This window comes from Plantactinospora mayteni, from assembly GCF_016862935.1.
Classification (GTDB): domain Bacteria; phylum Actinomycetota; class Actinomycetes; order Mycobacteriales; family Micromonosporaceae; genus Plantactinospora; species Plantactinospora mayteni.
Window position 1 is genome coordinate 1 of sequence record NZ_BONX01000111.1, and the last position, 1259, is coordinate 1259.

Consider the following 1259-nt stretch of genomic DNA (forward strand, 5'->3'; position numbering starts at 1 on the left):
CACCGAGTAGAGCGCCTTGCCGCACTTGACGTGGACATCCGTGCCGACCTTGGCCCGCGACCACTCCGCCAGGGTGAACGCCGCAGCCGGCAACGGAGTCAGCGTTCCCGCCTCGGCCTGGTCGAACACCTCCACCGGGGTGCGCCCGTCCAAGCCGCGGTGCTTGCGTTGCCCCGCGACCTCCCGGCACCAGTGCAGCGCCGAGGCCTGCATCTCGACCAGCGAGGCGAACTCTCGGCCCTTCCACCACGAATCGCGGATATACGGCATCTGCCGCTCGACCCGCGGCTTGTCCTTGGGTTTGCGGGCCCGTGCCGGGTCGACCAGCACGCCGTAGTGCGCGGCGAGCTCGGCATAGGCCCGATTCAGCTTCGGATCGTAGAGGTCAGGCTTGTCCACCCCGGTCTTCAAGTTGTCCGGGATCAGCCGGGCGGGGCAGCCGCCGAAGAACGCGAACGCCTCGACATGACTGGCCGTCCACGACGCCTGATCCATGCTGATCACCGGCCGCACGAACATGTGCCGCGAGTGCGACAAGACCATGACGAACGCCCAGACCCGCTGCGACCGGCCGGTCCGCGGGTCCGTCCACGACCCCAACAGCCCGTAGTCGATCTGCCCTTCCAGCCCCGGCTCCGGATCGGCCCGCAGCACCGTCACCTTCTCCCGCACCGCATCCTCGGCCAGGTTCGCCGCGACATACCGCTTGAACGACGCCAGCGACCCGGCCACCTGATGCTCGTCACACAGCCGCTGATGGATCGTCGCCCTGGTCACCCCGGCCCGCAGCAGCTCAACGACGTACTCGCGGTGCTTGTCGAAATCCGGCCAGGTCACCTGCCGCAACCGGGTAACGGTCAGATGCGGGAACCACTGCTTCACCAGCGGCTCCCAGTCCGCCTGGCTCATCGGCGGCGTCCCGCCCGGCACGAACCCCGCCGCGATCGCCGGCTCGACATAACGCCGGATCGTTCCGCGAGCCACACCCAGCGAGCCCGCGACGTCGTACTGAGACCGGCCCGCATACCAGTGCGCCAGAATCTCGGTTATATCGATCACGTGGAAGGTCCACCTCGCCATCCGCTCCCCAGCCACCAGGGGCCGTCGGGCGCAGATCATGGACGAGCAAGAGAAAGGATCTTGAAAACTACAGCCGAACGCTCGTCACATCCTCCACGAACATCACGAGCGCCTGACCAGGCACGACGAGCGACGACTGGATCAACTACGTAAGCGAATCAGCCCCCGACGGGAACATT

1 protein-coding gene is annotated in these 1259 nt (G+C 67.0%); it reads right to left on the minus strand.

Annotation, left to right across the window (positions count from 1 at the left end; genetic code table 11):
- On the minus strand, positions 1-1059 hold a 1059-nt coding region (gene istA, locus Pma05_RS42100), incomplete at its 3' end, for an IS21 family transposase (RefSeq protein WP_203863140.1).
- Between the last annotated feature and the right edge of the window lie 200 nt (positions 1060-1259).